Source organism: Mesorhizobium sp. M4B.F.Ca.ET.203.01.1.1, from assembly GCF_004791025.1.
Classification (GTDB): domain Bacteria; phylum Pseudomonadota; class Alphaproteobacteria; order Rhizobiales; family Rhizobiaceae; genus Mesorhizobium; species Mesorhizobium abyssinicae.
This window is the reverse complement of the sequence record NZ_SRUO01000003.1, coordinates 190,768-216,997: the sequence shown is the minus strand read 5'-3', so window position 1 is coordinate 216,997 and position 26,230 is coordinate 190,768. Positions and strand designations below refer to the sequence as shown.

Annotated in this window: 30 protein-coding genes; 11 read left to right on the top strand and 19 right to left on the bottom strand. The window is 65.0% G+C overall.

The window, feature by feature from the left end; translation table 11 throughout:
* Positions 1-52: 52 nt before the first annotated feature.
* From EN846_RS07810 to EN846_RS07740, 15 genes are all read right to left on the bottom strand, one after another.
* Entirely contained in the window at positions 53-937 is an 885-nt protein-coding gene (locus EN846_RS07810) for a flagellin (RefSeq protein ID WP_127285014.1), read from the bottom strand.
* A gap of 242 nt (positions 938-1,179) precedes the next feature.
* The gene (fliP, locus tag EN846_RS07805; protein ID WP_126058482.1) at positions 1,180-1,911 is read right to left on the bottom strand and encodes a flagellar type III secretion system pore protein FliP; all 732 of its coding nucleotides are present in this window, start codon (positions 1,909-1,911) and stop codon (positions 1,180-1,182) included.
* On the bottom strand, positions 1,908-2,402 hold the full coding sequence (locus tag EN846_RS07800) for a flagellar basal body-associated FliL family protein (RefSeq protein ID WP_127393890.1): 495 nt from the start codon (positions 2,400-2,402) through the stop codon (positions 1,908-1,910). Before EN846_RS07800 ends, fliP begins: the two co-directional genes overlap by 4 nt.
* A gap of 26 nt (positions 2,403-2,428) precedes the next feature.
* On the bottom strand, positions 2,429-3,133 hold the full coding sequence (flgH, locus tag EN846_RS07795) for a flagellar basal body L-ring protein FlgH (protein WP_127393891.1): 705 nt from the start codon (positions 3,131-3,133) through the stop codon (positions 2,429-2,431).
* Positions 3,130-3,711, bottom strand: a complete 582-nt coding sequence (locus EN846_RS07790) for a MotE family protein (RefSeq protein ID WP_127393892.1) — start codon at positions 3,709-3,711, stop codon at positions 3,130-3,132. The genes flgH and EN846_RS07790 overlap by 4 nt, the downstream gene beginning before the upstream one ends.
* 3 nt (positions 3,712-3,714) lie before the next feature.
* Positions 3,715-4,956 carry a flagellar basal body P-ring protein FlgI gene (locus EN846_RS07785; protein WP_128346519.1) on the bottom strand — a complete coding sequence of 414 codons (1,242 nt, stop codon included), beginning with the start codon at positions 4,954-4,956 and terminating at the stop codon, positions 3,715-3,717.
* Entirely contained in the window at positions 4,953-5,498 is a 546-nt protein-coding gene (gene flgA, locus EN846_RS07780) for a flagellar basal body P-ring formation chaperone FlgA (protein WP_127393849.1), read from the bottom strand. The genes EN846_RS07785 and flgA overlap by 4 nt, the downstream gene beginning before the upstream one ends.
* A 6-nt stretch (positions 5,499-5,504) precedes the next feature.
* Complete coding sequence (flgG, locus tag EN846_RS07775) at positions 5,505-6,293, bottom strand: flagellar basal-body rod protein FlgG (protein WP_127311692.1); 789 nt, start codon at positions 6,291-6,293, stop codon at positions 5,505-5,507.
* Positions 6,294-6,302: 9 nt separating this feature from the next.
* Positions 6,303-6,641, bottom strand: a complete 339-nt coding sequence (locus EN846_RS07770) for a flagellar hook-basal body complex protein FliE (protein ID WP_127285021.1) — start codon at positions 6,639-6,641, stop codon at positions 6,303-6,305.
* Positions 6,638-7,057: a flagellar basal body rod protein FlgC gene (gene flgC / locus EN846_RS07765; protein ID WP_127311691.1), complete on the bottom strand. Its 420-nt coding sequence runs from the start codon at positions 7,055-7,057 to the stop codon at positions 6,638-6,640. Before flgC ends, EN846_RS07770 begins: the two co-directional genes overlap by 4 nt.
* Positions 7,058-7,059: 2 nt before the next feature.
* On the bottom strand, positions 7,060-7,440 hold the full coding sequence (flgB, locus tag EN846_RS07760; RefSeq protein WP_127311690.1) for a flagellar basal body rod protein FlgB: 381 nt from the start codon (positions 7,438-7,440) through the stop codon (positions 7,060-7,062).
* Positions 7,441-7,542: 102 nt separating this feature from the next.
* Positions 7,543-8,388: a hypothetical protein gene (locus tag EN846_RS07755; protein WP_127393850.1), complete on the bottom strand. Its 846-nt coding sequence runs from the start codon at positions 8,386-8,388 to the stop codon at positions 7,543-7,545.
* Positions 8,369-9,790: a flagellar protein export ATPase FliI gene (gene fliI, locus EN846_RS07750; RefSeq protein ID WP_128346518.1), complete on the bottom strand. Its 1,422-nt coding sequence runs from the start codon at positions 9,788-9,790 to the stop codon at positions 8,369-8,371. The genes EN846_RS07755 and fliI overlap by 20 nt, the downstream gene beginning before the upstream one ends.
* Positions 9,791-9,794: 4 nt before the next feature.
* Positions 9,795-10,517 carry a flagellar basal-body rod protein FlgF gene (gene flgF, locus EN846_RS07745; RefSeq protein WP_127283906.1) on the bottom strand — a complete coding sequence of 241 codons (723 nt, stop codon included), beginning with the start codon at positions 10,515-10,517 and terminating at the stop codon, positions 9,795-9,797.
* A 7-nt stretch (positions 10,518-10,524) separates the two neighbouring features.
* Entirely contained in the window at positions 10,525-11,301 is a 777-nt protein-coding gene (locus EN846_RS07740) for a DUF1217 domain-containing protein (RefSeq protein ID WP_187331326.1), read from the bottom strand.
* A 180-nt stretch (positions 11,302-11,481) separates the two neighbouring features.
* Between EN846_RS07740 and motA the strand changes: the two genes are divergently transcribed.
* The 6 genes from motA to EN846_RS07710 are packed head-to-tail and all read left to right on the top strand — an operon-like array spanning position 11,482 to position 16,349.
* Entirely contained in the window at positions 11,482-12,357 is an 876-nt protein-coding gene (gene motA / locus EN846_RS07735) for a flagellar motor stator protein MotA (protein WP_127393963.1), read from the top strand.
* 34 nt (positions 12,358-12,391) lie between these two features.
* On the top strand, positions 12,392-13,330 hold the full coding sequence (locus EN846_RS07730; protein ID WP_128345993.1) for a FliM/FliN family flagellar motor switch protein: 939 nt from the start codon (positions 12,392-12,394) through the stop codon (positions 13,328-13,330).
* Between the two features lie 33 nt (positions 13,331-13,363).
* Positions 13,364-13,750, top strand: coding sequence for a flagellar motor switch protein FliN (gene fliN / locus EN846_RS07725; protein ID WP_127283902.1), 387 nt, complete (start codon positions 13,364-13,366; stop codon positions 13,748-13,750).
* Between the two features lie 44 nt (positions 13,751-13,794).
* The gene (locus EN846_RS07720) at positions 13,795-14,811 is read left to right on the top strand and encodes a flagellar motor switch protein FliG (RefSeq protein WP_127392608.1); all 1,017 of its coding nucleotides are present in this window, start codon (positions 13,795-13,797) and stop codon (positions 14,809-14,811) included.
* A 24-nt stretch (positions 14,812-14,835) separates the two neighbouring features.
* The gene (flhB, locus tag EN846_RS07715; protein WP_127392609.1) at positions 14,836-15,918 is read left to right on the top strand and encodes a flagellar biosynthesis protein FlhB; all 1,083 of its coding nucleotides are present in this window, start codon (positions 14,836-14,838) and stop codon (positions 15,916-15,918) included.
* Positions 15,915-16,349: a hypothetical protein gene (locus EN846_RS07710; protein ID WP_127283899.1), complete on the top strand. Its 435-nt coding sequence runs from the start codon at positions 15,915-15,917 to the stop codon at positions 16,347-16,349. Before flhB ends, EN846_RS07710 begins: the two co-directional genes overlap by 4 nt.
* A 121-nt stretch (positions 16,350-16,470) precedes the next feature.
* Here the strand turns inward: EN846_RS07710 and EN846_RS07705 are convergent, their stop codons facing one another.
* Together EN846_RS07705 and EN846_RS07700 are read right to left on the bottom strand one after the other, a co-directional pair.
* Positions 16,471-17,241, bottom strand: a complete 771-nt coding sequence (locus tag EN846_RS07705; protein ID WP_127392610.1) for a helix-turn-helix transcriptional regulator — start codon at positions 17,239-17,241, stop codon at positions 16,471-16,473.
* The gene (locus EN846_RS07700) at positions 17,238-17,942 is read right to left on the bottom strand and encodes a helix-turn-helix transcriptional regulator (protein WP_135928094.1); all 705 of its coding nucleotides are present in this window, start codon (positions 17,940-17,942) and stop codon (positions 17,238-17,240) included. The genes EN846_RS07705 and EN846_RS07700 overlap by 4 nt, the downstream gene beginning before the upstream one ends.
* 455 nt (positions 17,943-18,397) lie before the next feature.
* Between EN846_RS07700 and EN846_RS07695 the strand changes: the two genes are divergently transcribed.
* Positions 18,398-19,591, top strand: coding sequence for a TMEM43 family protein (locus tag EN846_RS07695; RefSeq protein ID WP_127392612.1), 1,194 nt, complete (start codon positions 18,398-18,400; stop codon positions 19,589-19,591).
* Positions 19,592-19,632: 41 nt separating this feature from the next.
* On the opposite strand, the gene EN846_RS07690 is transcribed toward EN846_RS07695, so the two are convergent.
* Complete coding sequence (locus tag EN846_RS07690; RefSeq protein ID WP_127392613.1) at positions 19,633-20,664, bottom strand: histone deacetylase family protein; 1,032 nt, start codon at positions 20,662-20,664, stop codon at positions 19,633-19,635.
* 23 nt (positions 20,665-20,687) lie between these two features.
* Positions 20,688-21,341, bottom strand: coding sequence for a TetR/AcrR family transcriptional regulator (locus EN846_RS07685; protein ID WP_127392614.1), 654 nt, complete (start codon positions 21,339-21,341; stop codon positions 20,688-20,690).
* A 259-nt stretch (positions 21,342-21,600) separates the two neighbouring features.
* Between EN846_RS07685 and EN846_RS07680 the strand changes: the two genes are divergently transcribed.
* The 4 genes from EN846_RS07680 (at position 21,601) to EN846_RS07665 (ending at position 26,211) form a co-directional block, all read left to right on the top strand.
* Positions 21,601-23,280 carry an amidohydrolase gene (locus EN846_RS07680; protein ID WP_127392615.1) on the top strand — a complete coding sequence of 560 codons (1,680 nt, stop codon included), beginning with the start codon at positions 21,601-21,603 and terminating at the stop codon, positions 23,278-23,280.
* A gap of 126 nt (positions 23,281-23,406) precedes the next feature.
* Entirely contained in the window at positions 23,407-24,501 is a 1,095-nt protein-coding gene (locus EN846_RS07675; RefSeq protein ID WP_128345992.1) for an ABC transporter ATP-binding protein, read from the top strand.
* On the top strand, positions 24,501-25,421 hold the full coding sequence (locus EN846_RS07670) for an ABC transporter permease (protein WP_127283891.1): 921 nt from the start codon (positions 24,501-24,503) through the stop codon (positions 25,419-25,421). The genes EN846_RS07675 and EN846_RS07670 overlap by 1 nt, the downstream gene beginning before the upstream one ends.
* Positions 25,414-26,211 carry an ABC transporter permease gene (locus tag EN846_RS07665; RefSeq protein ID WP_127283890.1) on the top strand — a complete coding sequence of 266 codons (798 nt, stop codon included), beginning with the start codon at positions 25,414-25,416 and terminating at the stop codon, positions 26,209-26,211. The genes EN846_RS07670 and EN846_RS07665 overlap by 8 nt, the downstream gene beginning before the upstream one ends.
* The last annotated feature ends 19 nt before the right edge of the window (positions 26,212-26,230 follow it).

Genomic DNA, 26,230 nt, shown 5'->3' with positions numbered 1-26,230 from the left:
GGGCCGCGCTGATGGCGCGGCCCGATGCAGATGACTGGAGTTCAGGAGGCGATCAGCCGCGGAAGAGCGACAGGATCGACTGCGAATTGCCGTTGGCGATCGACAGCGCCTGGATGCCGAGCTGCTGCTGGACCTGGAGGGCCTGCAGGCGGGTCGATTCCTTGTTCATGTCGGCATCGACCAGCGAGCCGACGCCCTTGTCGATCGAGTCCGAGAGGTTCGACAGGAAGCTCTTCTGGGTGTCGATGCGCGACTTGGCGGCGCCGAGCGAAGCGGCACCGGTGGACAGCTTGCCAAGCGCCGTTTCAACGCTGCCGAGCGCGGTGTCGATGGCAGTGTCGGCGACAGCGGCAGAGCTCGGATCGAAGAAGGCCGTGGCGAGCAGGCCGCCGACGATGCCGCCCGTGCCGGCGACGTCGAGGACCTGCGTGTCGGCAGCCTTGACGTCGATGGTGTCGATGGTGACGGTCGCGCCGGTGCGGTTGTAGGAAGCGACGATCTTAAGGTCGGACGCGGCGAGGCCGTCGTTCTGCAGCAGGTTCGAGCCGGCGAAGTTGGCGTTGGTGACCGACGACTTGATCTGCGCCTGGATGGCGTTGATTTCGGTCGCGATCTTCTGCTGGTCTTCCTGGCTGGCGCCGCGGGCGGTGACCAGCTTGGACTTGATCAGGTCGACCTGGTCCTTGACGTCGTTGATGGCGGTATAGGCGGTGTCGACCTTGCCGGCGCCGAGGCCGAGCGAGTCCTGCACGGCCGAGAGCGCCTTGTTGTCCGACTTCATCGAGGTGGCGATCGACCAGTAGGCGGCGTTGTCGGAGGCGGTGGCGACGCGGTAACCAGTCGAAATACGCGACTGGGTGGTCTCGAGCTGCTTGTTGGTGTTGTTCAAGCTCTGCAGCGCGGTCAGCGCCGAGGAATTGGTCATGATACTGGACATGGCTACTCGTACCTTGATTTTACACGTGTTTTTTTGACATACCGGCTTTTCCGGTATGACGGTGCGGCATCATGCCAATGATCGTTGATTGAGATCACCCGCCATCTGGGGGGACTATGCTGGCAAGTCCCTACCAAAGGCCTAAACGCGACGGTTAACCGAAAATATATTGCAGGAAATCTCGGCCCGGCGGCGCGGCGGCGCGGCGAAGTCACGCAAGGCTGGCGATCAATATCGACAGGTCAGGTGAAGGACCGCACCAGGCTGCCGACAAGCAGGTTCCAGCCGTCGATCAGCACGAAGAACAGGATCTTGAACGGCAGCGACACCACGGTCGGCGGCAGCATCATCATGCCCATGGCCATGGTGATCGTGGCGACGATCAGGTCGATGACCAGGAACGGCAGCACGATCAGGAAGCCGATCTCGAAACCGCGCCGGATTTCGGAGATCATGAAGGCGGGCACCAGGATGCGCAGGTCGACGGTGTCGCGCGAGACGGTCTGGCCGCGTTCGCGGGCAAGGTCGGCGAAGAGGTCGAAATCCTTGTCGCGCACATTGTGCAACATGAAGGTGCGGAACGGGTCCGAGATCTTCTCGAACGCTTCCGCCTGCGTGATCTGGTTGTCCATCAGCGGCTTGACGCCGGTGTTCCAGGCCTGATCGAAGGTCGGCGCCATGACGTAGAAAGTCATGAACAGCGACAGCGAGATCAGGATCAGGTTGGCCGGCGTCGACTGCAGGCCGATGCCGGCGCGCAGGATCGAGAAGGCGATGACGAACCGGGTGAAGCTCGTCACCATGATCAAAAGCCCCGGCGCCACCGACAGCACGGTGAGCAGGCCGAACATCTGGATCAGATAGCCGACGGTCGTGCCGTCGGCCTTGCCGATGGCACCGAGATCCAGCTGCTGGGCCGCGGCGACGGAGGTGGCAAGGACCAGGAGCGTGGCGGCGAGAAGGTATTTTCTCATTCGAGCAGCAATGTCCTGATCAGAATCTGTTTGGCATGGCCGCCGCTGCGGATGGCGGCGCGGTCCTCGAGGTCGGCCTTCAGATGCTGGTAGCCGCTGGCGCCCTCGATCTGATGCATCTTCAGCGTGCGCACCAGCGCCAGCAGGTCCTGGTGGATCTGCTCGGTCATTTCCGCGGGTTGCGGCGTGTCGTAGAACACCGATGCCTCAAGCCTTATCCAGACCTCGGCCGGCGACGCCAGGTTTGTGGTTATCGGCGCTAGCTGGACAAGCGTCGGTCCTGCAACCTCCTTGCCGGGCTCGGCGGGCTTCTCGCTGCTGCCTTCGTTTTCCGGAGCGACCGGCACCGAGGCCGGGGCATCGGTGCCCTTCAGATAGCCGCCGGACAGCCAGCCCATGCCGACGGCGGCGACCGTCACCGCCAGGAGCATGGCGAATTGGACGACCAGCGATGGTCCCTTCTTCTGCTCGACTTGCTCGACATTGGCCATGGTGTGATTTTCCGAGCCAGTCCGTCCTAGAAGGGGAGAACCTGATCGAGGATCTGCTGGCCATAGGCCGGCTGCTGAACCTCGCTGACGCGGCCGCGGCCGCCATAGGAGATACGCGCCTCGGCGATGCGCTCGTAGGGGATGGTGTTCTCGGCGCCGATGTCGGACGGACGCACCATGCCGGCGATGGTCAGCACCCTGAGCTCGTAGTTGACGCGCACTTCCTGCGAGCCCCTGATCATCAGATTGCCGTTGGGCAGCACTTCGGTGACGACGGCGGCGACGTTGAGCTCGAGGTTTTCGGAACGCTTGATCTCGCCGTCGGCATTGGTTTCGGTGCTGGAGCTCAGGCCGGCATCGCCCTTGCCGCTGGTGCTGTTGCCCTCCCATCCGAGGGTGATGTCATAGCCGAGCTTGCGCGCCGCGGTGCGGCTCCTGTCGTTCTGGTTCTTGAAGTTGGCCTTGTCGTTGAGCTTGATGTTGACGGTCAGGATGTCGCCTTCGCGCAACGCCCTGGGGTCGGTGAACAGCCGGCTCTGGCGATCGTCCCACAGCGAGAATTTCTTGACCGGTGCTGCCGGCGGCTCGGGGTAGCTGTAGGGGGCGTTGACGCTGCCTGTGATGCCGGAGCCGACCGGAGACAGTGAAGGCTCCCTGCCGACCTCCTTGAGATCGGTGCCGCAGCCGGACAGCGCCGCGACCGCGACCAGGATGAGCATCTTGCACTTCATGACGGATCAACCCTTCGCGCCGCGCTGGCCATGATGCCGGTGAGCGCTGCCGCCGCCTTCTGGTCCATTTCGTTGAGGATGACGCCGGCCTTGCGCGAATCCAGCTTCATCAGGATGGCGGCGGCCAATTCGACATTGACCATCGCCAGGCGTTCGGCCGCGGCGTCGGGCTTCATGCCGGCATAAATCTTGACGACGCTGTCCTCGGCGCGCGCCAGGAACACTTCGCGCCGCTTCAGCCATTGCTCGTATTCGGCGCGTTTGTCCTCCAGCGCCTTCATGCGCTGGTCGATGCCGGCCTGCAGCTCCTTCAGCTCCTGCGCCTGCAAGGCATAGCGACGGTCGCGGGCGGCGTCGGCGATGTTGGAGCAGAAGCGCTGGATCTCGCTTTCGTCCGGCGCCTTCTCCCGCTTCAGCTGCTGCGGCGTCGCCGGCGCCTGCCCGCCGGGCAGCACCTGGCGCACCGCTTCCTCGGTGCGGGCCTGGCCGCCGGCGAGAAGCAGGATCACGGCAAGGGTCGAGGCGACCATCGCCGGCCTGGCGTTGCGGATGGGTTGGCGGGGAGCGATCATCGGCATGGCCTATTGGAGGACCAGATCGGCCTGCAGGGCGCCGGCCGATTTGATGCCCTGCAGGATGGCGATGATGCCGTCCGGCTTGACGCCGAGACGGTTGAGGCCGGAAACCAGCGTTTCGAGATTTGGTCCGTCGAGCACGGCGACGCGCGCGTCGGGCCGCGTGGCCTCGATGGCGGTGAAGGGCTCGACGGCGGTCACGCCCTTGGAAAAGGGCTCGGGCTGGACGACTTTCGGCGCCTCCGTGATGCGCACCGTGAGCGTGCCATGGCTGATCGCCACGCGCGCGATCTTGACGTTGTTGCCGATGACGATGGTGCCGGTGCGCTCGTCGATGACGACGCGGGCCGGCGTGTCCGATTCCACGACCAGATTCTCGATCTCGGCATAGAAGCGAGCCGCCGAGACGTTCTTCGGCCGCCTGATCTGGACGGTGCGGGCATCGCGCTCGGCCGCGACGCGCATGCCGAAACGCTGCGCGGTGTAATCGTTGATGGCATCGGCGATGCGAATGGCGGTCGAGAAGTCGGGGTTGCGCAATTGCAGCGTCAGCACGCCCTGATCGTCGAATTCGGCCGGCACCGCGCGCTCGACGATGGCACCGTTGGGGACGCGGCCCGCCGTCGGCACGCCTTGCGTCAATTGCTCGGCCTGGCCCTGGGCGGTGAAGCCGCCGACGATCACCGAGCCCTGGCCGACGGCATAGATTTCGCCATCGGCCGCCTTCAGCGGCGTCATCATCAGCGTGCCGCCGGCAAGCGAGGTGGCGTCGCCCATCGAGGAAACGTCGATGTCGATGCGGGCTCCCGACTGCACGAAGGGCGGCATGTTGGCGGTGACGATGACGGCTGCGACGTTCTTGGCGCGCGCGCTGCCGCCTTCGGTGGCGATGCCGAGATTCTCCAGCATGGCGCGGATCGACTGTTCGGTAAAAGGCGAATTGCGCAGGCTGTCGCCGGTTCCCGCCAGGCCGATGACCAGGCCGTAGCCGACGAGCTGGTTGTCGCGCGCGCTCTGCAGCTGGGCGATGTCCTTGATGCGCGCCGCGACCTGGCCGGGCGGCAGCGTGCTTGGCCCGGTCGAAACACGGAACATCCGCGTGGTGGTGGCGGGATCGTATTCCGGGTCGTTGAAGGCGCCGCCATTCTTCGCGGCAAGCTCGCGCTTCGCCTTCGGGGTCAGCCCGTCGGCCAGTGCCGGCTGCAGCCCAAGCGCAGCCGCCAGAAGCAAGGCAAGTCCGCGCATCATGAGGCGCCGACCATGATGGTGCCGTCGCCCATCACCGTGCCGGATATGATCTTGCCGCTGTCGACATTGCGGACCTTGACCAGGTCGCCGGCGGCGCCCGGCTGCAAGGTGACGCCGGAAGCCGAAATGGTCAGGGCGCCGGCGGTGAAATAGATCTGCACCGCCGCGCCCTGTTCGACCAGCCAGGCGTCGCGGATGGCGGCGGTCGGGATATAGCGGCCGGGCAGCAGCGTGCGCTTGGCAACCTTGCCCTGGAGTTCCTGCGCGAGGGTGGCGACGGCGTCGGGCTTGTGCTTGCCGGGAACGAGCGTCACCTGCTTCAGCGCGGCAAGCTCGATCGTCTCGCCAGGATAGATGACCCGGTTGGGGATCAGCACGACCTCGCCGCTCTGCCTGGCATTCTGGGCGGCGAGCTGATTGGCGCTCTGGTTGCCGGCCTGATTGTCGCCGGCGTCCTGGGCAAACGCCGGCACGCCGCCGGCCACCAGCGCGAAGGCCAGCGCGGCGCGGCGGAGCAGGGAGCGGTGGGCCGGCGCAATCATGATCCGCTACCTGATGTTCTTGGACACGACCGAGGCCATGTCGTCGGCGGCCTGGATGACCTTCGAGTTCATCTCATAGGCGCGCTGCGCCGAGATCAGTTCGGTGATCTCCTTGACGGGATCGACGTTGGACGATTCCAGATAGCCCTGTTCGATCGTGGCGAAGCCGGGGTCGCCGGGCACGCCGACATTGGCCGGGCCGGAAGCCGCCGTCTCCTGGAACAGGTTGTCGCCGAGCGGCGCCAGGCCCGCCTCGTTGGCGAAATTGGCGAGCTGCAGCTGGCCGAGAAGCTGGAGATCGGTCTGGCCTTCGATGCGGGCGAAGACCTGGCCGGTCTTGTTGACGATGACCTCGACCGCGTCCGTCGGCACGGTAATGGCAGGGACGACATTGGCGCCATCGACCGTCACCAGCTGCCCCGTGGCGTTGGTGTTGAAGGCGCCGGCGCGGCTGTAGAGCGTGCCGCCGTCGGCGCCTTCGATCTGGAACCAGCCCCGGCCGGTCAGCGCGAGGTCGAAGCTGTTGCCGGTGCTGGTCAGCTCGCCCTGGGTATGGACGTTGCGCACGGCCGTCGTCTTGACGCCGAGGCCGATCGAGACGCCTTCCGGCACCAGCGAGGTGTTGGAACGGTTGGGCACGCCCTGCGTGCGGTCGACCTGATAGAGCAGGTCGGAGAATTCGGCGCGGGCGCGCTTGTAGCCGGTGGTGTTGATGTTGGCGATGTTGTTGGCGATGACTTCCAGGTTGGTCTGCTGGGCGTTCATGCCGGTGGCGGCGATAGCGAGTGCTTTCATGACGCGGTCCTAGATACTCATGCGGCTGATTTCGAGGTAGGCGGAGACGACCTTGTCGCGGATGGCGATGGTCGTCTGCAGGGCCTGCTGGGCGCTCATCACCGCGTCGACCACCTGGCGTGTGTCGGCGTCGCCCCGCAGCGCCTGGATCGATACCTGTTCGGCATTCTGCAAGGTGTTGACGGTCTTCGACGCCGCCTGGCTCAGCGCCTCTGCGAAGGAGGTGCCGACGGTGTCGGTCGCGGCCTGCGGCGAAACGATGCCCTGCAAGGCGCCGGTCGCCGCGTCGGCGCCGTCGGTTGCCGGCTTGAGCTGGAGCGCGCCAATGTTGCCGATGCCGCTGATCATTGCTGGTTCCTCATCAGGTCGATGGTCATGGAAATCAGGTCGCGCGCCTGCTTGATGACCTGCAGATTGGCCTCATAGGAGCGGTTGGCCTCGGTCATGTCGGCCATTTCGATCAGCACGTTGACGTTGGGCATCTTGACGTAGCCCTTCTCGTCGGCGGCTTCGTTGCCGGGCTGGAACTCGATGGGAAAATCGGAGGGATCGCGCGCCACCGAGCTGACCTCCACGAGCTGGCCGCCGGTCGAGCGGTCGAGTTCGGAAGCGAAGCTGATGGTTTTGCGGCGATAGGGGTCTGCGCCCGGCGCCGTGCCGGTCGATTGCGCGTTGGCAAGGTTTTCCGACACCACGCGCAGGCGCTCGGACTGGGCGCCCAGGCCGGACGCGGCGACTTTGAGAGCTGCGGTCAGCGCGTCCATGGTCAGCTCTTCACCGCCATCATCATCATGGAGTGGAAGGCTTTGACGATCGCGGTGTTGAGCTCGAAGGAGCGGCGGACCTCACCGGCCTTCATCAACTCGTCTTCCACCACCACGCTGTTCTTCGACGGCATGATCGAGCCGGTGCTTTCCTCCGGCTTGATGCTGAAACCAGCATTCGTCGCCTCGCCGCCGAGATGCCCGGCCTGGGTGGCCTGCAGCGACACCGCGGTGCGGTCGAGGACCTTCTCGAACGGCTCGACATCGCCCGCCGTGTAGCCCGGCGTGTTGGCGTTGGCGATGTTGGACGCAATGGCCGACTGGCGCACGGCCAGCCACTGCGACTGCTTCGTGGCGAGATCGAAAAGGTTGACGGGCTCCATGGGAATCTCCGGACGGGGTTCCCAGAGACTAGGCCGCCAGTCTTGCGCGGACCTTGCGCGGGGCCGGCATGGCGCAGCGCCGCGCGACCGGCCCGCGCGCCGCTATCTGGAGAGGTCGATCACCTGGTCGGTGCTGGTGACCATGACCCATTTGCCGCCGCGTTGCTCAATCGACGAGACGATGCTGGAATCCGGCAGCTTTGAGCCGCGCTGGACGATCCACAGGCCGGCGTCGTCCTCGATCATGGCGCGGCCGTTGGCAACATGCACCATGCGGAACTTGGGATCGGCCGGAAAGGGCTGCTGGTCGACGCCCGGCGCCTCAGCGGGATCCTCGGGGTCCTGCAGCGTGCCGGTGGCGAACAGGTCGACATCGGGAACATCCTTGGCCGTCAGCGGCTGGCCGGGATTTTCCATTTGTGAGCCACCGCTGACGCGTCCGGCATTGCTGCCGCTGCCGCCGAACTTGATGGCCTGCACGCCGAACTGTTCCTGGTTGAAGAAGATGTACCAGGGAAACAGCGCGCAGATCAGGCCGAGCGTGACGCCGAGCGCCGCGACGACGAAATCGCTGCGCCGGTCGGGCTTCTTGCCCAGCCGCGGGAATTCCGCCTTCGGCGGCGTGGGCCATTCCGTGCGCGGGAACAGGTCATCGATCAGCGAATCGCGGCTGGCCTGTATCGTCTCGGCGGCCGCAACCTGGGCAGCCGCGGGCAAATCATCCCCGGCGGTCCTGGCAGGCCCGGCGGTCCTCGGAAGGGCGGGCTTCGCCGCCTTGGCCAGGACAGCCCCGGTCTTGGCCGCGACCTTGGCGGCCATGGCGCGCGCGGCCTTTGCTGTGGCGGATCGTGCTTCCTCGGCCAAGGCGTCTTCCTTGGCCCTGGCGTCGTCGATCATCTCGCGCAGCAGGCGCTCGGTATATTGGCGCTCACTCTCCTGCATCGCCATTCTGCTTTCCCTTCAGGTAGCGGGCGAGGTCGGCGAACGGATCGACGGACGCGCGGTCCTTCGGCGACTGCGTCAGCGCCTCGTAGATCAGCGGCACCTGGCGCACGGCGATGTCGAGCTCGGCGTCGGCGCCGCCCTGGTAGGCGCCGAGCAAGCGGATGTCGCGCGTGTCCTCGAAGCGCGAGATCATCGACTTCAGCCTGGTCACCAGCATCCGCTGCTCGGCGCTCCAGGCCTTGTCGGCCAGGCGCGAGATCGACGACAGCGGGTTGACCGGCGGATAGCGGCCCTGTTCGGCGATCGCGCGATCGAGCACGACATGGCCATCGAGGATGCCGCGCACGGAATCGGCGACCGGATCGTTGTGGTCGTCGCCGTCGACCAGCACCGAAATGATGGCCGTGATCGACCCCTTGCCTTTGACTCCGGGGCCCTCGGCGCCAGGTCCGGCGCGCTCGAGCAGCTTGGGCAGGTCGGTGAACACGGAAGCCGGATAGCCGCGCGCGACCGGCGGCTCGCCGGTTCCGGTCGCCACCTCGCGCAGCGCGTGGGCAAAGCGCGTGATCGAATCGAGCACCAGGAGCACGCGGTGGCCCTGGTCGCGGAAATGCTCGGCGACGCGCATGGCGGTGTCCGGCGCGCGCCGACGCATCATGGCGCTTTCGTCGCTGGTCGCAATCACGGCCACGGTCTTGGCCATGCTTTCGGCGCCGATCGTGTCCTCGAGGAACTCGCGCACCTCGCGGCCGCGCTCGCCGATCAGGGCGACGACGACCGTATCGAAGGCATCGGCGCCGGCCAGCATGGCGAGCAGCGTCGACTTGCCGACGCCGGAGCCGGCAAAGATGCCGAGACGCTGGCCGAAACAGAGCGGCGTGAAGATGTCGATGACCCTGACCCCGGTCATGAAGGCGGTGCCGACGCGCTGCCGCGCCATGGCGCCCGGGGTCGTGGCATCCTCGCCCGGCGTGGATGCGGGCCTGACCAGCGGCGGGCCGCCGTCGATGGCGCGTGTCAGCGCGTCGATGGCGCGCCCGCGCCACGAGGCATGCGGCGTCACGGCCAGCGGTCCGCGGCGAAACACGGCGTCGCCCATGCCGGCGTCGGCACTGCGCTCGAAGGGGGCCACAACCACCTCGTCGCGGCCGATCCTGACGATTTCGCCGCGACGCGTGCCGGCAAGGCCGCGCTGCTCGACGATATCGCCCAGCCTGGCGATGTCGGAAAGGCCGCGCACCTTGTAGTGGGTCGGCGAGATCTCGGCGACGCGACCGCCGCGCCGGAGAAGGGACTCGGCGCGGTCGAAGCGGCGCAGGACGCGTTCCAGGGCGGCAAGCCGGTCGGCAGGTGCTGCTTCCGGCTGCTTTTCCAGAGCGCGCAGCGAGGGTGGGCTGGTCGACATGCCTTTACTTGGAGCCGAGCGTCTTGATCGCGTCGTCGGTCGTCGAATCGGTCTGGCGCATCAGCGCCGCCGTGTTCTCGAAGGCGCGCTGGACCATGATCAGCCGGGTCATTTCCTGCACCGGATTGACGTTGGATTCCTCGAGGAAACCCTGCGCCACGCCGACGTCGGAGCGATCGGTCACAGGTTCAGGCGTCCGCGCGGGCACGATGCCGGAATTGCCGTAGCGGACGAAATTCTGCCCTGGGTCGAAATTGTAGAGGCCGATGGCGCCGACCAGCTGGTCGTTCTGCCTGAGCGAGCCGTCGGCGCCGGCCTTGGGCGGTCCGTTGCGAGGGTCGAGCTGGATCGGCGCGCCGCCGCCGTCGAGCACCGGATAGCCTTCGATCGACATAAGCTCGCCGTTCTCGTTCATCGAGAAGCGGCCGTCGCGGGTCATCACCGTGCCGCCCGGCGTCTCGATGGCGAACCAGGCATCGCCCTGGATGGCGAAGTCGAAAGGATTGCCGGTCTCGGTCATCGAGCCGTGCGCCGTCGAAAGATAGGTGTTGCCCGAGGAGGCGAAGGAGACCGACTTCGGCCCGGTGCCGGAGACGACATCCTCGAATTTCACGCCGGTGGCGCGAAAGCCGATGGTCGAGGCATTGGCGACATTGTCGGCGATGGTGTCGAGCCGGCGCTCGAGCGCGATCTGCGAGGAGAGGGCGACGTAAAGGCTGTCCTGCATGGTGTTCTCAGAATTTCAGTTTCTGCATGGCCATCATCAGATCGGTCGAGATGCCGACCGTGGTCGGCTGGGAAAAGAGCACGCTGACCGATGTCGTTGCCGTCGAGGTCGGGTTGTTGATCTCCCACAGGCTGGTGAAGCGGGTCAGGAACTTGTTCAGCTTGTCGGTGTCCTTGAAGTCGGCGATGTCGAGCTTCTGCTCGAACAGCTGCGCCTGCTTGTCGATGTCGGCCGAGGCGAAGGAATCGGGCAGGCCGAGGGCGGTGCGCACCACGCTGGCAAGCGCAGTGTCGGCCAGCACGTCGTACCAGTTGGTGATGTCGGGCGCCTTGCGCTGGAAGTAGAGCGCAAGCCGCACGCCTTGATTGGTCTCGCCGGCGTTCTCCTCCAGGGTCTGGCGCATGTATTTGTCGACCGCGCCTTGCTGGGCGGAGGGAAAGAGCGTGGCGGTCGAGCCGTAGGCGGCAAAGTTGAACGCCTTGACGAAGGCGGCATAGCGCTTGTCGCTCAACTTGTTGGCGAAGCTGTCCGAATCCGAGACGCCTTCCTTGAGCGCCTTGACCATGAAAGCCTTGGCATAGGCCATGTCGCCCAGGCCGTATGCCTTCATGGCATAGGTGAACAGGCGGGTGTCCTTGACGAAGTCGTCGATGGTTTTGATGTTGCCGATATTGGCGAGATAGTAGTCGGTATCGCGCTTGACGACGGGCTGCGCCTCAACCTGGTCGATCGCCTTGGGTATGTCCTTGGCGATAAGTTGGTAGCTCGTATAAGTGTTCAACACGCTGTGCGCCTCCGGCCGAAGCTATCCCAGGAAAATACAGTCACTTCCTTGCGCGAAGCTGAATCGGCCCCGCAACCCGCGATCCGGACCTCGCGGGGTTGAAGCCTCGTCGATTCAAGCCTCACACAAGGCACGGGGATTATCGGTTGGGACCTGCGGTGACATGCGGAAGGATCTTGCGTGGGCATTCTGATCGGACTGGTGGTGACGCTCGGCTGCGTCCTCGGCGGCTTCATGGCCATGGGCGGCCATCTGCACGTGCTGATGCAGCCCTGGGAAGCGGTGGTCATCTGCGGCGCGGCGCTCGGCACCTTCCTCGTCGCCAACCCGATGAAGACCGTCAAGGACACCGGCAAGGGCATTCTCGAAGCGTTTAAGCAGGCGGTGCCGAAGGAACGGGATTATCTGGAGACGCTCGGCGTGCTGCACAGCCTGATGCGCGAATTGCGCTCCAAGTCGCGCAGCGAGGTCGAGGCGCATATCGACAATCCGGAAGAGTCGGCGATCTTCCAGGCCTTCCCGACGGTACTGAAGAACCACGACCTGACGCATTTCATCTGCGACTACTGCCGCATCATCATCATCGGCAATGCGCGCTCGCATGAGATCGAGGCGCTGATGGACGAGGAGATCCAGACCATCAGGACCGACAAGTTGAAGGCCTACCACGCGATGGTGGCGGTGGGCGACGGCCTGCCGGCGCTCGGCATCGTCGCCGCGGTGCTCGGCGTGGTCAAGGCGATGGGCGCGCTCGACCAGTCACCGGAAATCCTCGGCGGCCTGATCGGCGCCGCACTCGTCGGCACCTTCCTCGGCATCTTCCTGTCCTATGCCGTCGTCGGCCCGGTCGCCACCAAGATCAAGACCGTGCGCGAGAAGAAGAACCGCCTCTACATCATCGTCAAGCAGACGCTGCTCGCCTACATGAACGGCGCGCTGCCGCAGGTCGCGATCGAATTCGGCCGCAAGACCATCTCGTCCTACGAGCGGCCGACCATCGATGCGGTCGAGCAAAGCACGATGAACACCGGCTCGGGCGAAAAGAAAGCGGCCTGAGCATGCGTGAAGACAGACAAGGCCGCTCGCCATCATGACCAGTCCGGGCAGTCCGTCGCAGACCCGTTCCCTGATCATCGAACGTCTCGTCGGCGACAGCGGCGAGGCCGATCATGTCATCGGCGCCGGCCGGGGGATGGCCGAACGCGCCGTGCCGCTGCTGCAGAAGAGCCTTATCGGCGAACTCGGCGCACCGGTCACCGTCGATCTGCGCGCGGTCGCGGTCAGCCGTGTTCCCGAGGCGCGCAGCGATGCCGGCGACACATTCGCCATGACCATCGTCGCCTCGCCGACCTCCTCCGATGCCATGACCCTGGTGCTCGACGCGCCGGGCATCGCGGTGATGGTTTGCGCGTTGTTCGGCGGCGACCCGGACGTGCCGGTCTCGCCGATCGAGCGCGAGCTGTCGCAGATCGAAACCGACGTGGCGACGACGGTGTTCCAGCTGGTCGCGCAGGCGCTCAATGGATCGGGCAAACGCTCGCTCGAATTGCGGCTGCCGGTGCAGAGGGCGATGTCCGGCATGGAGGCGAAGCGGCGCGTGCTGCGTGACGGGGCGTCGGTCCGCATGGTGTTCGGCATCTCGACGCCGACCGACAGCGGCACTGTCACGGTGATGATCCCGCAGCGCGTCCTGCTGGCTACTCGCGGCGGCGCTGCCGGCGCCCACGAGGACGATCACGCGGCCGGCTCCGACTGGCGCGCGCGCTTCTCCGAAGAAGTAATGCGCTCGGCGGTGATGCTGGAAGCGACGATGCCGCTTGCGCGGCTGACGCTCGGCGACCTCGCCAGCCTCGAAGTCGGGCAGATCATCGAATTCGAGGAGACGGCGCAATCGCAAGCGCGGCTCAGCGCGCGCGACAAGACGTTGTTCGTCTGCGATTTCGGCAAGCTCGGCCAGAACTACACCGTCCGCGTCCGGCAACCCTACGATGCCGGGCAGGATTTCATCGACGGGCTGATGCCGGGCTGACGCCGGGCTGGCCCGATTTTTTGGAGACGACGTATGGCAAAGACCAAGGTGGAAGCCGACCCCGACCAGCCGGACGAGCAACTCGACCGCGCCATCGAGGAACTGCGCGGCGTCCTCAAGGAAGAGGAGCGGCGGCCGGACGCGGCCCTGCGGGCGGCATCAGGCGCCAATTCCAGCATCATCATGGCCATTCCGGTCGACGTGCAGATCATCCTCGGCAGCACCGAGATGGCGGTGTCCGACCTGATGGCGCTGCAGAAGGGCTCGACGGTGGCGCTCAACCGGCGCATCGGCGAACCTGTCGACGTCGTGGTCAATGGCCGCAAGATCGCCCGCGGCGAGATCACCGTGCTTGAAAGCGATCCGTCGCGCTTCGGCATCAGGCTGACCGAAATCATCGCCGCCACCAAGAGCGCATAGGCAATGGCCGGCGCGCCCATCGATCGCCTGCAAGGACAGACAGCATGACGACGCTGACCACGCTGACGCGCCCGCAGAAGGCAGCCGCCATCCTGGTGGCGATGGGCAAGCCCTCGGCCAGCCGGCTCTTGAAATTTTTCAAGCAGGAGGAGCTGAAGGCACTGATCGAAGGGGCGCGCCTGCTGCGCACCATCCCGCAGAACGATCTCGAGCGCATCGTCGCCGAGTTCGAAGCCGAATTCACCGAGGGGGCGGGACTGCTCGATTCCGCTGACCGGATGGACACCATCCTCAACGAATCGCTGTCGCCCGAGGAAATGAGCGCCATCATGGGCGACAAGAGGTTCGAGGTGGCGCCCGAGGGGCCGCCGCCGATCTGGCCCGACCTCGAAAAGCTGGAGGCCGGCCGCCTCGGCGCCTTCCTGTCCGGCGAGCATCCGCAGACCTCGGCCTTGGTGCTGTCGAAACTTTCCTCGCAGACGGCGGCCAATGTGCTGCTGACGATGGAAAAGCCCATCCGCAGCCAGATCATCAAACGCATGGTCACATTGGCCGCGGTCCCTGACGCGGCGGCCAAGATCGTCGAAAGCCAATTGCGCAGCAGTCTGCTGTCACAGGCGGCGGCGAAGGACATCTCGGTCGGACAGGCGCGTGTCGCCAGCGTGCTCAACGAAATGGACAAGCCTCAGCTCGAAGAGGTGATGCACGACCTGGAGGAGGCCGGCACGCCTGATCTCGACGGCGTCAGGTCGCGGCTGTTCGCCTTCGACGATTTGCCGCTGCTGACCCAGAAGGCGCGGGTGCTGCTGTTCGACGGGCTGTCGACAGAACTGGTCACGCTGGCGCTGCGCGGCGCGCCGCCGGCGCTCACCGAATCGGTGCTGTCGGCGATCGGCGCAAGGTCGCGACGCATGATCGAATCCGAGCTCGGCCAGGGATCCGAAGGCGTCGCGCTGGCCGACATCCTGGGAGCCCGCAAGACGATCGCGGTGGCCACGATCCGGCTGTCGCGCGATGGGGCGTTCGAACTCCCCTCATCGGCACAGAGCGAAGCGGCATGATGGCGACGGCTCGGTTGACGCGCCATGGCTGAAGCGGTCGACAAGGACTCCAAAACCGAGGAAGCAACAGAAAAGAAGATCCGCGACACCGTCGAACAGGGCAAGCTGCCCCATTCGCGTGAAGCGGCGATCTTCACCTCCTTCGTCGCCATACTGGTGTTCACGGTGTTTTATGCCAAGGACGCCATCGTCGATCTCGGCATGTTCCTGTCGATGTTCCTGGAAAAGCCGGAAGCCTGGCCGATGGACACCGAAAACGACGTCATCGCGCTCTACCAGTCCGTCATTTTCGAGATCGGCCGCGCCGTCGTCAGCCTGCTGGTGCTGCTGGTGGTGGCCGGCGTCGGCGCGTCGGTGTTCCAGAACATGCCGCAATTCGTCGGCGACCGGATCAGGCCGCAGCTGTCGCGCATTTCCATCACCAAGGGCTGGAGCCGGATGTTCGGCGTGCAGGGCTTCGTCGAGTTCCTGAAATCACTGGGCAAGCTCGGCTTTGCCGTCGTCGTGCTTGGCTTCACGCTGTCAGAGGATCACCGCAGGCTGCTTGCCGGCATGATCACCAATCCGGTCGCCTTCGGCCTTGTCATCCGCAGCATCGCCGTCGACATACTGGTTGCGATCGTCTTCGTCATGGGGCTGATCGCGGCGGTCGACCTCGTCTGGTCCCGCTTCAACTGGCGGCGCGACCTGCGCATGAGCAAGCAGGAAGTCAAGGACGAGATGAAGCAGTCGGAAGGCGACCCGATCGTCAAGTCGCGGCTGCGGTCGCTGGCGCGCGACCGGGCGCGCCGCCGCATGATGACGGCGGTGCCGCGCGCCACCCTGATCATTGCCAATCCGACGCACTTTTCCATTGCGCTCAAATATGTCCGCGAGGAGGATTCCGCGCCCCTGGTGCTGGCCAAGGGTCAGGATCTGGTGGCGCTGAAGATCCGCGAGATCGCCAGGGAGCACAACATCCCGATCTTCGAAGACGTGGCGCTTGCGCGCTCCATGTACACGCAAGTTTCGGTTGATAGCGTGATCCCGTCGCAATTCTATCAGGCCGTCGCCGAGCTGGTGCGGATCGTCTACTCGAAAAAGGCTGAGCGCAGACTGACCTCATGAACCGGCAAGCTTATGCAAAATCCCGCGAAATCATCGTCGCCAGCGCCATCGAGCAGGTGATCGCCGAACTCAGGCTGATCGATGTCGCCGACTATATCGCTTTCATACGGCTGGAGCATTTCGCTTGCCTGTCGGACCTGGTGGATTCGGCGGCCGAACTGTTCTTCATGCCGGGTACGCTCAGGCTCGGTCACGGCGGCGAAGCCCATGTCGACTGGAGCGGCAGCCCGCGCATCGTGCTCGACCTCGAGCTCAGGCCGCCCGGCGTCACCGTCTATTTCCAGCTGACGCTGAGCGAAGACAAGGACCATGTCGTGGTCAACTACGTCTCGTTCGAAAAGCCGGGCGAGAATCCGGAGCACAACACCGCTTTGCTGGAAGCGGTGATCGAGCAGGCCCGCATCCGCAGGACCGAGCCGCTCGCCTACTGAAAATCCGCCTTTGATGAAAGCAAGGCGCGGCGGTCGATCGACCACCGCGCCTGGCATGCCGTTGCCTCGAACCGGCGCGCGCTTTTGGCCCGGTCCGAGTGTAGAGAGTTCGCGGGTCGATCTATTCGATGAGGCCGAGCCGAAGCGCCTTGGCCACCGCCTGGTTGCGGTTGACGGCGTTGAGCTTCTGCGTCGACTGGGTCAGGTACTGGTTGGCGGTGTGCACCGACAATTTCAGCAGCTTGGCGATCTCCTCGCTGGTGTTGCCGTTGGCGGTCAGCTTCAGGCATTCGAGCTCGCGCTTGGAGATCGAGCGCATCCGGCTGGTGTCGGTCGGACGGATGCGGGCAACCGCGGCAAAGAGCGAGAAGCAGCGGGCGTGGATCTCGTAGAGCACGTCCTGCGGCAAGGCGATTTCCGATCCGAGGAAAATGACCAGGCCGCATTGGCCGCGGTCGGCATGGACGGGAAAGGCGATGCCGTTGGTGCCGGGCGCGAGCGGCGCGGTTCTTTCGGCCCAGGCAAGGTCCTGGAAGGCCTGCTGGGAGCTGGCGATGCCGTCGTCCGCCCACCAGCGCGGCGCCGTGGAGATGCGGGTGTGGCGCACCATTTCCTCGCCATTGGCGCCGGAGATGAATTTGGTGGCCACGGAGGTGCCGGGGTAGTCCGAATCGAAGCTTGGCACGAGGCGGGCCCGTTCCAGCGAAGGGCTGACGAAGAACAGGCCGAAAGCCCCGGCATTGATGTCGACGGCGATCCAGCGGCAGCGGCGCACGGCGTCCGGAATGGTGACGGCGTGGTGCGTTTCGGAGCCGAGCGAGAAGGCGCCGAAGGGGCTGCGCTGCTCGTTGAAGAGGGCCTCGGCTGCCTCCTTGACATGTGCCTGTTTCAAATGATGCCGCTCCTGATCGCCGTCGCGATGGCCATCGCGCGGTTGCTGGCCGCGAATTTCTGGATCGCGTGGGTGATGTAGCTGTTGACGGTGTTCGACGAGACGCCGAGGATCAGCGTGACCTCGTCGGTGGTCTTGCCCTCCGACACCCAGAACAGGCATTCGCGCTCGCGGTCGGACAGCGGGTCCTGCATGGCAGCGGCGGCGATCAGCTGCGGGATGTTGGACAGCGCGTAGCAACACTTCAGCTGGGCCTTCATCAGCCCCGGCTGGTCGATCTTGCCGGCCTGGGCGGCCGAGAACAGCACGAACAGGCGCTGGCGGCCGACATTCAGCCGCAGCGAGTAGATTTCGGCATGGCCGAGCACATCGAGCAGGCGGGCCTCCTCGCCGCTCAGCAGCGCGCCGGCATCGGGCGCCTGGGCGGCCACCAGCGGCCTCGGGCGGTTGCCGGGCGACGCGGTCAGCGGTCCCTGGGCGAGGCCGGCTATCAGCCGTTTGCCGATGAGTTCGATGGCGTCGAATATCCAGTTGGAGGACACGATGCGGGCATCGCTGCGATCCTGGTCGTGGATGATGGCGACAAGCATGTAGCTGTCGGCGCCGATCTCGGCGGCAAGCTGCATGAAAAAGCTGGTGAGGTCGCCGCGAGACGCCAGGCGCGATGGTTCGGATTGGAGAAGCGCGGCGGGACTGCTCATCTTATGCTTTGGCCGGAATCGATCCATGTGCCCGGTGCTGGTGTCGCCAGCGGCCGAACCCGAAATACGCGTCACTGTCACGAAGACACACTCAAGGCGCGGTCAGCGCCCAACCAGGTCGGAATCCCTACAGGGAACGCGAAGCCGTCCGCGTCTGGTGCCGGCCGAGTGCCGGAACTTGAGACTTTGGGTGGTCGCCGCGCCCCCCGAGGACCGGCTGATTCGGGTCTAATCTACCCGTAGATGAATCCGACATCAAACGCGATTTGACAAAATCGAATCCGGTGGACTCGGATCGCGACTCAGGGGCCGTTTCGCGCTGCTTTCAACAGGTCTCTTCGATGGAAAAGCGAGGGCGGTGCCGGGCCGCCATATCGGGGCGCGGCCGATTCGGCTAGGATTCGTATGGCGGCAATGGATGGGCGTCCGTTGCCGGTGGTCTTGCGGGGGAAACGATGAGCGATTCATTCCAGGAAGTGACGTCCGTCTCGTGGTTCGGACGGATCAAGCGCGCGGTCGGCGGGGTGGTCTTCGGCCTGATCCTGATCGTGCTGATGGTGATCGGTCTGTTCTGGAACGAAGGCCGCGCGGTGCAGACGGCGCGCTCGCTGGCGGAAGGCGCCGGCGCCGTCGTCTCGGTCGGCGTCGACAGCGTCGACGCCGGCAATGACGGCAGGCTGGTGCATGTGACTGGACCGGTGACGGCCGATAACGGTCTTGCCGATCCGGATTTCGGCATTCAGGCCGAGGGGCTGCGCCTGTCGCGCAGCGTCGAGATGTACCAGTGGAAGGAAGACTCCAAGTCGGAGACGACGAAGAAGCTGGGCGGCGGCGAGGAGACGGTGACGACCTACAGCTATTCGAAGGTGTGGGACGACAGCCAGATCGACTCATCCGACTTCAAGAAGCCCGATGGCCACCAGAATCCGCCGATGGCGATCCACAGCAGGAGCTTCCAGATTGCGGAGGGCAAACTCGGCGCCTTCACGCTCGACAGGCCGGTGCTCGACCGCATCGGGGGCGACAAGGAATTTTCGCTCTCGTCCAGCCAGTCGGCTGCGATCGAGGCTGCCTATACCGGTGCAAAGCCGATCAACATCGTCGACGGCAGGATCTATCTCGGCGCCGATACGACGTCGCCGGCGCTGGGCGACTATCGCATCGACTACGAGCTGGCGCCGCTCGGCACCGTCAGCATCGTCGCGCGCCAGGGCGGCGACCGGTTCGAGCCCTACCAGACGGCGGCCGGCGATGCGTTGCTGATGGTGGATACGGACGACGTGCCGGCCGACAGGATGTTCGCCGAGGCGGTCAGCGCGAACACGCTGATAACCTGGCTGCTGCGCGCCGGCGGCCTGATCCTGCTGACGATAGGCTTTGCGCTGCTGCTCGGCCCGATCGGGGTGATCTTCGACGTCATACCCTTCCTCGGCAGCCTGGCTCGTTTGGGCACCGGCATCATCGCCTTCGTCCTGGCGATCCTGGTCGGGACGACGACGATCGCCATCGCCTGGTTCTGGTATCGGCCGGTGCTGGCGGCCGCCATCCTGGCCGCGGGCGTCATTGCTGCGGTGGCGGTGTACATGCTTGGCCGTTCCCGCAAACCGGCCGTGCCGTCCGCGGCGCCGAGCCCCGGCGCTGCCGCCTAGCGTAGAGTTCCAAAGGGCGGCTGCGGGCGCCCTTTGGCTTCCTACCTGTCCTCGAAGCTGGTCAGCACGCCGACGGCGTTGATGCCGATCTCTTCCACAGCATAGCCGCCTTCCATGACGAACAGCGTCGGCAGGCCGAGCCTGGCGATGCGGCGGCCGATCTTGGGATAGTCGGCGCTCTTCAGCTTGAACTGGCTGATCGGGTCCTTCTCGAACGTGTCGACGCCGAGCGACACCACGACGACATCGGGGGCGTAAGCGGCAAGCTTGGCGCAGGCATCCTCCAGGGAGGCGTTCCAGCCGTCCCAGTCGGTGCCGAACGGCATCGGGTAGTTGAGGTTGAAGCCTTCGCCTTCGCCGATCCCGTGCTCGTCGGCATGGCCGAGGAAGAACGGATATTCGGTCATCGGATCGCCGTGCAGGTTGATCACCTGGACGTCGCCGCGGCCGTAGAAGATCTCCTGCGTCCCGTTGCCGTGATGGTAGTCGACATCGAGGATCGAGACGCGCCTGGCGCCCTGGTCGAGGAACCACTGCGCGGCGACGGCGGCGTTGTTGATGAAGCAATAGCCGCCCATGAAGGCGGCGCCCGCATGATGGCCGGGCGGGCGGCAGAGCGCGAAGGCGGCCGGCTCGCCGGCCTTGACCAGTTCCGCCGCCGTCAGCGCCACTTCATAGGACGACTTGATCGCCGTCCAGGTGCCTTCGACGAAGGTGGCGCCGGCGTCGAAGGAATAATAGCCGAGCAGGCCGTCGATGCGCTGCGGCGGCATGTCGCCGCGCAAACCGCGCGTCGGCCAGGTGAACGCCATGGCCGAGCCCTTGTGCCCCTCAGCCGTCCATCGCGGCCAGACGGTCGGCAGGAAGTCGATGTAGTCGGCACTGTGCACGCGCTTGGCGGCGGCGAGATCATGCTCGACCGGCCCGATGATCGGCCCCAACTTCTCGCTCTCGACGCGCGCCCTGATGAATTCCGCCCGCGACGGCTTTTCGAAACCCGGCACGATCGCCGACGTGACCAGTTCCATCTGGCCTGCATGGCCGGCGTGAAGCGGCGAATAGACAGTCTTCATGAAATTCCTCTCGAAGTGCGAAATCAGTCAAGATTGAGATAGGGGTTCACCAAGGCGAGCCACATCACTTCCACATCGTCCTCGATAAGGTCGTATGTCTTGCGATCCCTTTTCAGCCCCACAAGCCGGCATGCGTGCCCGACCTCCATCATCAGCAAGCCGAGGCGGCTCGCGACCTTGTCTTCAAGAGCCGGGTTCACATGCTGCAGCCATGCGGCGTAGAGGGCGACGATCTGGTCGTCATATTCGTTCTGGATCGGCCTCAGGTCGGCATTTCCCGATATGGCCTCGATCACCGGCATCAGGCTGGCGTTGTCGAGATAGAGCTTCGAGGTGTCGATGAAGAGCTTGCGCACTTCCTGGCGAAACTCTTCGCGGTTGGTGGGCGGGGCGACCTCGATGCGCCTTGCGATCACCTCCGGAAACGACGACAGCCAGCGCCGGGCGAGGTCGAGAAGAATGGCCTCCTTGTTTGGAAAATACTGGTAGACCGAACCGACCGACAGGCCGGCATGCTGGGCGATGGCGAGCGTCGTCGGCGCCTTGGTTCCTTGCTCCCGTGTCAAGGTCAGCGCCGCGTCGAGAATCCTGTCGACCACCTTGCTCGAACGTTGCTGGCGCGGCTGCTTGCGCGGTTCGAGCGCTATCCTGGTTTCGCGGCTGAGGCTGCGCTTCACGGCTCTAGGTCCCCGTTCCCCGCCCGGTCTCAAGACAGGCGCTGGGTGCTGTCCACAATTCATTCGAAATTCGGAGCGTTGACAAACGCGAATAATTAGTCGCATTCTTTATCCACGCTGTCTGCCGGGATAACAAGGGGAATTTCGAAGACAGCGCGCTGGCATCATTCTTGTCCCATGGCGCGCCGCTCCGGCGGAGTGGAACGCCGTTGGTCAAGGGTTGCCGGTCACGGCCAGTCGTCAAAAGCGCGGAGTCGCGATGTCTGTCACGGGTGCGGATCACAATGCGGATCTGATCGTCGTCAACGGTCGTGTGCTGACCATGGATGCCGACAATCCCGCCGCCGAAGCCATTGCCGTCAAGGACGGCGCCATCATCGCCATCGGCAGCCGTGCCTCGATAGAAGGCTACACGGGAGCAGCCACCAGGATCGTCGACGCCGGGGGCGGCTCGGTGATCCCCGGCTTCATCGAAGCCCACATGCATCTGTTTTCGGGCGCAGCCGAGCTTGCGCATCTGCAACTGTCGGGCGTCCACGGCTTCGAGGCGCTGCAAGCAGCGATCCGCGATTATGCATCGGCATGGCCCGACGCCAAGATGCTGGTCGCGCAAGGCGTCGACTATACCGTGCTTGGCGACGAGCGGGTGACGCGCCACCATCTCGACGCGATCCTGCCGGACCGGCCTTTCGTCATGGCCGCTCCCGACCACCACACGATGTGGGCCAACACCAAGGCGCTTGAACTGGCAGGCATCCTGCACGGACGCACGCTTGGTCCGGGCAACGAAATCGTCATGGGCGAGGATGGCCTGGCCGCGGGCGAGCTGCGCGAGGGCGAAGCGTTCGGTCCGGTGCTCGATCTTGCCGGCGAAGGCCGGGTGCGGCTCGGGTTGGCGACCGGCGGCGAGCCGGATCCGACGCCGACCGCTGCCGAGCGCGCCGCCGACCGCGACATCATGCGGCGTGGGCTCGCCTGGTGCGCGCGCCACGGCATCACCTCGATCCACAACATGGACGGCAATCTCTACCAACTCGAGCTGCTGGCCGAGATCGAGGCCGAGGAGGGCTTGCCCTGCCGCGCGCAGATACCGTTTCACTACAAGAATTTCATGACGCTCGACATGCTCGACAAGGCGTCCGTCATGGCCGAACGCTACAAGGGCGAGTGGTTGTCGTCGGGGATGGTGAAGGTCTTCTACGACGGTGTGCTCGATTCCTGGACGGCGGTGATGGTCGAGCCTTATGCCGACCGGCCGGACTGGGTGGGCGAGCCGCTGTTCACGCCGCCGCAGTTCGCCGAGCTTGCGGTCGTCGTCGACAAGCTCGGGCTGCAGATGGCGGTGCATTCGATCGGCGACGGGGCGGTGCGCGCCGTGCTCGACGGCTACGAGGCGGCCGCCAAGGCCAACGGCAAGCGCGACAGCCGGCATCGTGTCGAGCATATCGAGGTCATCACCGACGACGATGTGCCGCGCTTCGAAAAGCTTGGCGTCATCGCCTCCATGCAGCCGCCGCATCCACCCGGCGCGATGGATTTTCCGCTGGAACCGACGGTGTCGCGCATCGGGCAGGCCCGCTGGCCGCTAAGCTATGCATGGCGGACCCTGAAGAATGCCGGCGCGCGCGTCGTCTTCGCCTCCGACTGGCCGGTAGCGCCGATCGATCCGATCCTGGGCATCCAGGCGGCAGTGTTGCGCAAACCATGGGCAAGCACCGACCCCGATCAGAGATTCTCGCTGCACGAGGCGATTGCCGGCTATACGGTGGAAGGGGCCTATGCCGAGTTCATGGAGAACCGCAAGGGCCGCCTGAAGCCGGGCTATCTGGCCGACCTGGTGGTGCTCTCGGCCGATATCGAGGCGACCGCGCCGGAAGACCTGCACAAGGTGCGGCCGGTCACCACGGTTTGCGGCGGAAAGGTCACCTATCAAGCCTGACGGTGGCACGGGAATTGCTTTTTAGTCCAGTCCAAGCTCCGCAGTTGCCAAGCCGATTGGCTTATGGTGACAATCAAACAGGAACAAAACCTGCCGCCAAGAGCAGGCCATCTCAATGGGGTAATCGTGCCGGAACAACCGGATAAGAATGCGATCGAGGTTCGTGGCGTCCGCAAGGTATTTGGCAGCGGTGAAAACCAGGTTGCCGCTCTCGACACGGTTTCCGTGTCGATCCGCGAAAACGAGTTCTTCACGCTGCTGGGCCCTTCCGGCTGCGGCAAGACAACGCTTCTGAGGCTGATCGCCGGCTTCGACTTTCCAACCGCCGGCGAGATCCTGCTGTACGGCCAGGACATCGCGCCGCTGCCGCCGTTCAAGCGGCCGGTCAACACCGTGTTCCAGTCCTACGCGCTGTTTCCGCACATGACGGTGGCCGAGAACATCGGCTTCGGGCTGGAAATGCTCGGCAAGTCCAAGGCCGAGATCAAGGCGCGCGTCGGCGAGATGCTGAAGCTGGTCAAGATGGAGGCGCTTGCAGGCCGCCGCACCAGCCAGATCTCAGGCGGCCAGCAGCAGCGCGTGGCGCTCGCCCGGGCCCTGGCGCCGCAGCCGAAGGTGCTGCTGCTCGACGAGCCGCTGTCGGCGCTCGACTACAAGCTGCGCAAGGAGATGCAGATCGAGCTGAAGCGGCTGCAGCACGAGACCGGCATCACCTTCATCTTCGTCACCCACGACCAGGAAGAGGCGCTGACGATGTCGGACCGCATCGCGGTGATGTCGTCGGGCAAGATCCTGCAGGTCGGCACGCCCTGGGACATCTACGACAAGCCGGCGGAACGCTTCGTCGCCGACTTCATCGGCGAGACCAACTTCCTCACCGCCGCCATATCGGGCATGGGCGGCGGCAAGGCGCGGGCGACGCTCAAATCCGGCGCGACCATCGAGGCGACGGTGGCCGAAGGCTTCCAGCCGAAGGACAACGCCACCGTGGTGGTGCGGCCGGAGCATGCCAAGCTGACCAGCGGCAAGGGCGATCTGTCGGGCACGGTCGAGAACATCGTCTATTTCGGCACCGACACGCATATCCATGTCCAGCTGGACAGCGGCGAGGCCTTCACCGTGCGTCAGCAGAACACGCGCAGCGCCGGCTGCGGCTTCGAGCGCGGCGACAAGGTCGGCATCCAGATCGGCAACGACGCCGCGCAAGTGCTGAGGGACTGATGGCCACCGCGGAACAAGTCGCCAAGGAAGCGGAACGGCGCGACGTCCGCACGCGCTGGCTGCTGTCGGCGCCGGCGCTCATCATCATCTTTCTGGCGGCGACCGGCCCGCTGCTGATCGTGCTGGTCTATTCGCTGCTGACGCCCGGCGCGTACGGCGACGTGAAATGGCAATTCTCGCCGGAGGCCTGGCTGTCGGTGTTCATGGAGCGTGACATTTTCGACGACACGCTTTCGCTTGCCGCCGCTCACGTCACCATCTTCTGGCGCTCCATCAAGCTGGCGATCGTGACGACGATCGCCACCCTGGCGCTGGGTTTCCCGACCGCCTATTTCATGGCGACGCGCAGTGAAAAGACGCGCGACATCTGGCTGTTCCTGATCACCATACCGTTCTGGACGAACCTGCTCATCCGCACCTTCGCGGTGCTGCAGATCATCCGCAACGAGGGCATCATCAACACCATCCTGATCAAGCTCGGCATCGTCTCGGCGCCGGTCCAAATCCTGTTCACCGATACGGCGATCCTGATCGGCATGGCCTATGTCTACCTGCCGCTGATGGTGCTGCCGATCTATGCCAGCATGGAGAAGCTCGACTTCCGGCTGGTCGAGGCCGGCTACGATCTCTACGCCAGCCGGTTCCAGGTGCTGCGGCGCATCATCTTCCCGCTGGTCAGGCCGGGCGTCATCGCCGGCTCGATCCTGGTCTTCATTCCGGCGATCGGCGCCTATGTCACGCCCAGCGTGCTCGGCGGCGGCAAGAACATGATGCTGTCCAACCTGATCGAGCTGCAGTTCGGGCAGGGCCGCAACTGGCCGCTCGGCTCGGCGCTGTCGATCACGGTGATGATCATCGTTATGGTGGCGCTGCTGGCCTATGTGCGCAATGCCGGACGGGCGGAGGTGCGCCATGGCTAATTTCTCGATCAAGCACCAGCCGGGCTTCACCGCGATCGCGGCGACCTGCTTCGTCGTCCTCTATCTGCCGATCATCGTCCTGGTGTTCTACGCCTTCAACGCCGCGACATCGACCTCGGAATGGGGCGGCTTCTCGCTGAAATGGTTCCAGTCGGCATGGCAGAACACGCAGGTCATCGATGCCACCGTGCGATCGTTCCAGATCGGCTCGGTTGCCGCGGTGCTGGCGACCATCGCCGCAACCATGGCGGCGCTGGCGACGACCCGGACAGCGGCCTATCCCGGGCTGACCTTCAAATACGCGGCGATCAACCAGCCGCTAATGGTGCCGGAGATCGTCACCGGCGTGGCGCTGCTCATCTTCTTCTCGCGCATCAAGATTTTCACCGGCTATTCCGGCCTCGGCTATCTGATCGCCGCGCATACGGCGTTCTGCATCCCCTTCGCCTACCTGCCGATCCGGGCGCGGCTGGAGAACATGGACCTGACGCTGGAACGTGCCGCCGCCGATCTTTACGCGACGCCGTGGCGGACGTTCCGCCGCATCACGCTGCCGCTGCTGTGGCCCGGCATCCTGGCCGGGCTGATGCTGGCCTTCGTCATCTCGCTCGACGACGTCGTCATTACCGAGTTCGTCAAGTCGGGCGGCCAGGACACGCTGCCGACCTACATGCTCGGCCAGATCCGTCGGGGGATAACACCCGAGATAAACGCGATATCGACCGTATTCCTGCTCTTGTCGGTCGCCATCGTGACGTTGTTTTTCTTCATCAGCAGGAAACGCGATTAGACAACAGAAATGGGAGCAC

Bases quoted from the DNA above. Each gene is read 5' to 3' on its own strand.
- EN846_RS07810 (WP_127285014.1), bottom strand. From the start codon at position 937: ATGTCCAGTATCATGACCAATTCCTCGGCGCTGACCGCGCTGCAGAGC.
- fliP (WP_126058482.1), bottom strand. From the start codon at position 1,911: ATGAGAAAATACCTTCTCGCCGCCACGCTCCTGGTCCTTGCCACCTCC.
- EN846_RS07800 (WP_127393890.1), bottom strand. From the start codon at position 2,402: ATGGCCAATGTCGAGCAAGTCGAGCAGAAGAAGGGACCATCGCTGGTC.
- flgH (WP_127393891.1), bottom strand. From the start codon at position 3,133: ATGAAGTGCAAGATGCTCATCCTGGTCGCGGTCGCGGCGCTGTCCGGC.
- EN846_RS07790 (WP_127393892.1), bottom strand. From the start codon at position 3,711: ATGCCGATGATCGCTCCCCGCCAACCCATCCGCAACGCCAGGCCGGCG.
- EN846_RS07785 (WP_128346519.1), bottom strand. From the start codon at position 4,956: ATGATGCGCGGACTTGCCTTGCTTCTGGCGGCTGCGCTTGGGCTGCAG.
- flgA (WP_127393849.1), bottom strand. From the start codon at position 5,498: ATGATTGCGCCGGCCCACCGCTCCCTGCTCCGCCGCGCCGCGCTGGCC.
- flgG (WP_127311692.1), bottom strand. From the start codon at position 6,293: ATGAAAGCACTCGCTATCGCCGCCACCGGCATGAACGCCCAGCAGACC.
- EN846_RS07770 (WP_127285021.1), bottom strand. From the start codon at position 6,641: ATGATCAGCGGCATCGGCAACATTGGCGCGCTCCAGCTCAAGCCGGCA.
- flgC (WP_127311691.1), bottom strand. From the start codon at position 7,057: ATGGACGCGCTGACCGCAGCTCTCAAAGTCGCCGCGTCCGGCCTGGGC.
- flgB (WP_127311690.1), bottom strand. From the start codon at position 7,440: ATGGAGCCCGTCAACCTTTTCGATCTCGCCACGAAGCAGTCGCAGTGG.
- EN846_RS07755 (WP_127393850.1), bottom strand. From the start codon at position 8,388: ATGGCGATGCAGGAGAGTGAGCGCCAATATACCGAGCGCCTGCTGCGC.
- fliI (WP_128346518.1), bottom strand. From the start codon at position 9,790: ATGTCGACCAGCCCACCCTCGCTGCGCGCTCTGGAAAAGCAGCCGGAA.
- flgF (WP_127283906.1), bottom strand. From the start codon at position 10,517: ATGCAGGACAGCCTTTACGTCGCCCTCTCCTCGCAGATCGCGCTCGAG.
- EN846_RS07730 (WP_128345993.1), top strand. From the start codon at position 12,392: ATGACCAGTCCGGGCAGTCCGTCGCAGACCCGTTCCCTGATCATCGAA.
- fliN (WP_127283902.1), top strand. From the start codon at position 13,364: ATGGCAAAGACCAAGGTGGAAGCCGACCCCGACCAGCCGGACGAGCAA.
- EN846_RS07720 (WP_127392608.1), top strand. From the start codon at position 13,795: ATGACGACGCTGACCACGCTGACGCGCCCGCAGAAGGCAGCCGCCATC.
- flhB (WP_127392609.1), top strand. From the start codon at position 14,836: ATGGCTGAAGCGGTCGACAAGGACTCCAAAACCGAGGAAGCAACAGAA.
- EN846_RS07710 (WP_127283899.1), top strand. From the start codon at position 15,915: ATGAACCGGCAAGCTTATGCAAAATCCCGCGAAATCATCGTCGCCAGC.
- EN846_RS07700 (WP_135928094.1), bottom strand. From the start codon at position 17,942: ATGAGCAGTCCCGCCGCGCTTCTCCAATCCGAACCATCGCGCCTGGCG.
- EN846_RS07695 (WP_127392612.1), top strand. From the start codon at position 18,398: ATGAGCGATTCATTCCAGGAAGTGACGTCCGTCTCGTGGTTCGGACGG.
- EN846_RS07690 (WP_127392613.1), bottom strand. From the start codon at position 20,664: ATGAAGACTGTCTATTCGCCGCTTCACGCCGGCCATGCAGGCCAGATG.
- EN846_RS07680 (WP_127392615.1), top strand. From the start codon at position 21,601: ATGTCTGTCACGGGTGCGGATCACAATGCGGATCTGATCGTCGTCAAC.
- EN846_RS07670 (WP_127283891.1), top strand. From the start codon at position 24,501: ATGGCCACCGCGGAACAAGTCGCCAAGGAAGCGGAACGGCGCGACGTC.
- EN846_RS07665 (WP_127283890.1), top strand. From the start codon at position 25,414: ATGGCTAATTTCTCGATCAAGCACCAGCCGGGCTTCACCGCGATCGCG.